The sequence below is a fragment of the Thioclava sp. UBA3469 genome (assembly GCF_002378135.1).
GTDB classification, from domain to species: domain Bacteria; phylum Pseudomonadota; class Alphaproteobacteria; order Rhodobacterales; family Rhodobacteraceae; genus Thioclava; species Thioclava sediminum.
In genome coordinates this window covers 1,194-6,588 of record NZ_DFRG01000195.1, presented here as the reverse complement: position 1 = coordinate 6,588, position 5,395 = coordinate 1,194, and the positions used below count along the sequence as shown (strand labels likewise).

7 protein-coding genes are annotated in these 5,395 nt (G+C 61.1%); 5 read left to right on the top strand and 2 right to left on the bottom strand.

The window, feature by feature from the left end:
* Both B3D39_RS14135 and B3D39_RS14130 read right to left on the bottom strand, forming a co-directional pair.
* Window positions 1–124 (bottom strand): NTP transferase domain-containing protein (locus tag B3D39_RS14135; protein WP_274963726.1); only part of this gene is annotated, 124 nt, incomplete at its 3' end.
* Window positions 125–141: 17 nt separating this feature from the next.
* Window positions 142–453 carry an NIPSNAP family protein gene (locus B3D39_RS14130; RefSeq protein ID WP_078519919.1) on the bottom strand — a complete coding sequence of 104 codons (312 nt, stop codon included), beginning with the start codon at window positions 451–453 and terminating at the stop codon, window positions 142–144.
* Between the two features lie 142 nt (window positions 454–595).
* Between B3D39_RS14130 and B3D39_RS14125 the strand changes: the two genes are divergently transcribed.
* From B3D39_RS14125 to B3D39_RS14105, 5 genes are all read left to right on the top strand, one after another.
* Complete coding sequence (locus B3D39_RS14125) at window positions 596–1,357, top strand: TetR/AcrR family transcriptional regulator (protein WP_274963725.1); 762 nt, start codon at window positions 596–598, stop codon at window positions 1,355–1,357.
* 239 nt (window positions 1,358–1,596) lie between these two features.
* Window positions 1,597–2,928, top strand: coding sequence for an extracellular solute-binding protein (locus B3D39_RS14120; protein ID WP_078599650.1), 1,332 nt, complete (start codon window positions 1,597–1,599; stop codon window positions 2,926–2,928).
* Window positions 2,929–3,059: 131 nt separating this feature from the next.
* Window positions 3,060–3,905 (top strand): carbohydrate ABC transporter permease, encoded by an 846-nt coding sequence (locus B3D39_RS14115; RefSeq protein WP_208607942.1) that lies wholly within the window; start codon window positions 3,060–3,062, stop codon window positions 3,903–3,905.
* A 1-nt stretch (window position 3,906) separates the two neighbouring features.
* A complete protein-coding gene (locus B3D39_RS14110) occupies window positions 3,907–4,872 on the top strand; it encodes a carbohydrate ABC transporter permease (RefSeq protein WP_210402129.1) in 966 nt (321 codons plus the stop codon).
* 13 nt (window positions 4,873–4,885) lie between these two features.
* Window positions 4,886–5,395 (top strand): ABC transporter ATP-binding protein (locus B3D39_RS14105; RefSeq protein ID WP_286789819.1); only part of this gene is annotated, 510 nt, incomplete at its 3' end.

The following is a 5,395-nucleotide window of genomic DNA, read 5'->3' as shown; positions in this document are numbered from 1 at the left end:
ACGCCTCGAGCGCGCGCGCCGCTGCCAGCACCAAAGGGGCGCCGCTCCAATCTGCAAGGAGCTTGTCCCGAGCGCCGAACCGACGCGAGGCGCCGGCGGCGAGGAGGATGCCAAGCGTGCGCATGGTGGCCCGCGCCCGGATCAGTCGAGCGGCGAGAACGCTGCGGGCTGCAGGAAGATGCTCTCTTGATGCACGAGATAGGGCAGGATCTTGGGCACGAAAGCCTGCCATTCCGGGTCCGCGCCCAGCTTGGCGCGTTGCGCGCTGCGGTGGCCGTAATCCTCATAGGCCCAGAGGAAGGTGACCGCGTTGAGTACGCCGCTGTCGCTGACCCAGCACCCGGCGAGCTTCGCGTATTGGGTGATGATGTGCAGGCCCTCGGCTTCATAGAGCTTGAGGAACTCGGGCGCCTTCCCGGGGGTGATGCGGTAGGTTCTTTGTTCGTAGATCATGTTGGACTCCGGCGTGAATGGCAGAAAATCGCGGGCACTGACGTCCCGTCACGCGCCGAAGCTACGACCAAACTTTGGGTTTTCGCAACACATAAGTCGTCAAGTGACGAAAAGATACTTTGCCTTCGCGCGGAATGGGCTAATGTATGAACCTGAAGTCGTTGCGTCCGGCGTCGGAATGAACAACAAGGGGTGCCAAGGGGAAAACGTGCAGGCCAAGCCAAAAATGACTGAAGGTTCGTCCAAAACGAACGGCGCCGGAAATAAGCCCGGCTCGCCGCAAGGCGCTGTGCGCATGCCGTTCAATGAGCGTCGTGCCCAGATCCTGGACGTCGCCACCGAGTTCTTTGCGGAGAACGGGCTTGCGGGGCAGACGCGCCAATTGGCGGAGAAATGCGGCATCTCCCAGCGTCTTCTCTATCGCTTCTTCCCGACCAAGGAAGACCTGCTCAAAGAGGTCTATAACCGAGAGATTCTTGGTGCTTTCAAGGCCGTCTGGTTCGTTGAGCTTCAGGATCGTTCGCAGCCCATGGCCGTGCGCCTCGACGCATTCTATCGCGACTATCTTCAGTCTACCTTGACCCGGAAGTGGTTGCGATTGTTCCTTTATGCCTCGCTGGCCGAGGCGAATATGGCGCCTGACTACATCGCAGCGATCGTCATGCAGTTGCTGGAGACCGTGATGCGCGAAGTTGCGCATGAGCGGGGCGTAGAGCTGCCGGAAGATCCCGCATTGCTCCGCGAAATGGCGTGGACGCTGCACGGCGCGATCTCTCACTACGCGATTCGACGCCACATCTATCAAAGCAGCCTGTCGCTCTCCGAAGACCAGGTGGTAACGATGCATGTCCGCGTGTTCCTCGCGGGATTCGAGGACATGGTCGAGGTGTGCAGCAGCCGTTGAGCGCTGCAATCCACTACATTTTCCCTGATTTCGCCTGCGGAGGCTTCCGTAGGTGCTGAAAGTTTGTGCGATTTCCGTTGCGGAAGGGAAATCCTCACTTTTTCGTTTGTCGTCAGTTGACGAATAAATAAATCGCCAATAGCGTCGGTTCCCATAAACAAGATCAACAGGGACGGCTTGCTGCAGGTTGGGCTTTGAACGGGCTCGGGCTGAGGCGGCCATGCAAAAGGAATCGAAAGATGCTCAAGGATAAGACGCGCCGTCTCGGGCGCCGGGATTTCCTCCGCTACTCGGCGGCGGGCGCAGGGGCGCTGATGGCGCCGGGTCTGGTTCGTCCGGCCAAGGCCGAAACGGCCGCGCTGACGATGCACACCTGGTCGGCCGCGGTCGACACCGTGCAGAGCCACCTCAGCGCCTTCACCAAGGAAACCGGGATTCCGGTCAATTACGGTAACTCGCCCTGGGCCCAATACCGCGAGGGCATGGTCGCGAAATTCGTGGGCGGTGCGCCGCTCGACGCGATGTGGGTGTCGGATTCCTGGCTGCCCGAATGGGCCGAAGCCGGCTGGATCGCCCCGGTCGACGAGTTCGACAGCCTGATGAAATACAACGCCGAGGCCGAGGATTTCTGCACCGACTCCATGACCTATGGCGGTCGTCAGTACGGCCTGACTTATTACACCGACTACATGGCCTTCTTCTATGACGAGGCGAAGCTCAAGGAAGCCGGCTTCGACGCGCCGCCGGAAACTTGGGATGAGCTGGTCGAGCAGTCGCTCGTCATGAAAGAGAAAGGCATTGCCGACTATCCGATGATGCTCGCGATGGCGCAGGAAAGCTGGCTGATCGAGTTCATCTCGACGCTGGTCTACTCGCATGGTGGCCGTCTGGTCGACGACAACGGCATGGCCGTGATGCAGGACCCCAAAGAGGGGGCCGTCGAGGCGCTGAGCTGGGTCGTCGATGCGGTCAACAAGCACGAGATCGTCTCGCCCGCCTGTGTCGAGACCGGCGAACTGGCTGGCCTGAAATCCTTCGCAGCGGGCAACCACGCCTTCGCGATGGTCGCGAAATACCGTCTGCGGATGCTCAACGATCCCGAGCAGTCGCAGATCGCGGGCAATGTGAAGCAGGCGATGATGCCGCAAGGCCCGAACGGCTCTCACGCGACGGTCGGCTGGATGCGTTTCCACGGCATGTCGGCGCAGGCTGCACAAGACAAGGCACGCGCCGAGAATGCCGCGAAGCTGATCGAATGGTTCGGCGGCAAGGCCGATGGCGCCTACACGTTCCAGAAACTCCTGTTCCTCGATATCGGCGCCGGGTTCGGCGTGAAGCCGCTGTTCGAGGATCCCGAGATCCGCGCGGCCTACGACTCTTATGGCGATGTCGACATGATCCAGGCTCAGCAGGCGCTCGCTCGCAAGAAGGACACGGTCACCCCGTGGTTCGGCGAGTGGAACGACACCAACGGGTCGGCCTGGCAATCGGCGATCCTCGGCAATGTCGATCCCGCCGGAGCGGTCAAGAAATCTGCCGATCTGTGGAACGAGCTGAAGGACAGCTACTGAGCAGGTGCGGCGGGCCTTTCTAAAAGGCCCGCCGACTGTCGGGCAGGGCAACGGGAGAGCATGACGTGGCGAATGCAATGACACGGGCGACACGCCCGAAATGGCGGCTGGGATACGAGGAGCGCAGCGCCATGCTGTTTCTTGCTCCTGTCATGGCCGTTCTGGGCGCGGTTGCGGTCTTCCCGATCGCCTATTCGCTTTATATCAGCTTCTTCAGCATCAAACTGACGCGTCCGAACCGGACCCCCTTTGTCGGGCTGAAGAACTATACCGATCTTCTCGGCGATGAGGCTTTCTGGGGCGCGGTCTGGCGCACGGTGAGTTTCTCGCTCGTCTCGGTCACCGCGATTGCTTTCATAGCCTTGCTTGTCTCGCTGCTGCTGAACCAAGAATTCCGCGGGCGTCGTATCCTGTCGACGATCCTTCTGGTGCCGTGGGCGATCCCCTATGTCGCGAACGCGCTGATGTGGAAATGGATCTACGATTCCAGTTACGGAGCGCTGAACGGCCTGCTCTATCAGCTCGATTTCATCGACAAATACATGGTCTGGCTGGGGGATCAGGACAAAACGCTGTTCCTGATCGCCAATGCCTTCGTCTGGAAGGAAGTGCCGCTGGCGACGATCCTTCTGCTGGTCTCGCTCAAGTCGATCCCGTCCGATCTCTATGCGGCGGCGCGCGTCGATGGTGCGACGGTCTGGCAGCGCTTCGTGCATGTCACCCTGCCGGCGATGAAGCCCGGTTTCATGCTGGTGATGATCTACGAGACGATGATGGCGATCCGCCATTTCGACCTGTTCTTCATCCTGACCGAGGGCGGGCCCGGCAGCGCGTCGCATGTGCTCTCGTGGCACATCTATGTCGAGACCTTCCGCAACCTGTCCTTCGGGAGCGGTGCTGCGATGTCCTACCTCCTCGCAATCGCGACTTTCGCACTCTCCTACCTCTTCATCCGAACGCTGGGGCGCAAGATCTGACATGAGCGATATGCCTATCACCCCGCCTGTCGACACGATCGACTACCGCCGCCGCCAGAAAATCGGGCGCATCGTGCAGCGTCTGGTGATCGTGGTCTCCGCGATCGTCCTTGCGGCCTACATTCTCGCCCCGGTGTCCTGGCTCGTCTCTTCGGCGTTCCAGACCGAGACCGAGATCGTCTCGATCCCGCCGCACTGGATTCCCGAAGAGCCGACCCTGCGCAATTTCGAGGCGATCTTCACCGCCGGGAACGACGAGCCCGTCACCTACGAGACGCGCTCGGGCGCCGATCCGGCTGCCGGTGACTTCATCCCCTCGACCGCAGAAAACCTTCTGCCGTCGATGGCCAACAGCCTGATCGTCTCGATCCTGGTGGTGATCCTGAACCTGCTCGTCGGGGTGCCGGCCGCTTATGCGATCGCGAAGATCCGGTTCTGGGGGCGCAACGCGTCGGTCTATTTCATCCTGATCACGCGGGTGATCCCCGATATCGCGCTGGTCGTGCCGTTCTTCCTGGTGATCCGCAAACTCGGGATGCTCGATACGCTCGGATCGCTGGTGATCACCTATCTCGCGATCACGGTGCCCTTCACGGTCTTCATCCTGATCCAGTATTTCGAGGGCCTCCCGGACGAGCTGGACAAGGCCGCGCGGGTCGATGGCTGTTCGCGGCTCCAGGCGCTGATCAAGGTGTTCCTGCCGCTCTCGCTGCCCTCGCTCGTCGCCGTGGTCCTCTTCACCTTCCTTACCAGCTGGAACGAATTCCTGCTCGCGCTGATGTTCACGCAGACCTCCGCGTCGCAGACCCTGCCGATCCTGCTGGCCTCGTTCACCTCCGATTTCACGGTGAGCTTCTCCTTCCTCAACGCCGCTGGCGTCCTGGCGGTCGTGCCGCCGGTGATCGTCGCCATCGTCTTCGAACGCTACATCGTTTCCGGTCTGACCGCCGGGGCTGTCAAAGGTTAGAAAGGACAAAGTCTTGGCCCGGATCCGCTTCACCAACGTTAACAAGAAATACGCCAACGGCTTCCATGCCGTACGCAATCTCAACCTCGATATCGAGGATCGCGAGTTCATCGTCCTGCTCGGCCCCTCGGGCTGCGGCAAATCCACGACCCTCAACATGATTGCAGGGCTCGAGGAGGTCTCGGACGGCGATCTGATCTTCGACGAGCAGGTCGTGAACTACGTCCCCCCGCACAAGCGCGACGTCGCGATGGTGTTCCAGAGCTACGCGCTCTACCCGCATAAGACCGTCTACGACAATATCGGTTTCGGGCTGAAAATGCGCAACGCGTCGAAGGAAGAGATCGACGAGCGCGTGCAAGACGCCGCGAAGAAGCTGGAGATTTCGCACCTGCTCGACCGCCGTCCGTCGCAGCTGTCGGGCGGCCAGCGTCAGCGTGTGGCGCTGGGGCGGGCGATGGTTCGTGACCCGTCGGTCTTCCTGATGGATGAGCCGCTGTCGAACCTCGACGCGGCGCTGCGG

What these genes read in the sequence shown, in the direction of transcription:
- B3D39_RS14125 (WP_274963725.1), top strand. Translation starts at nt 596, where the DNA reads ATGTATGAACCTGAAGTCGTTGCGTCCGGCGTCGGAATGAACAACAAG.
- B3D39_RS14130 (WP_078519919.1), bottom strand. Translation starts at nt 453, where the DNA reads ATGATCTACGAACAAAGAACCTACCGCATCACCCCCGGGAAGGCGCCC.
- B3D39_RS14110 (WP_210402129.1), top strand. Translation starts at nt 3,907, where the DNA reads ATGAGCGATATGCCTATCACCCCGCCTGTCGACACGATCGACTACCGC.
- B3D39_RS14120 (WP_078599650.1), top strand. Translation starts at nt 1,597, where the DNA reads ATGCTCAAGGATAAGACGCGCCGTCTCGGGCGCCGGGATTTCCTCCGC.
- B3D39_RS14115 (WP_208607942.1), top strand. Translation starts at nt 3,060, where the DNA reads ATGCTGTTTCTTGCTCCTGTCATGGCCGTTCTGGGCGCGGTTGCGGTC.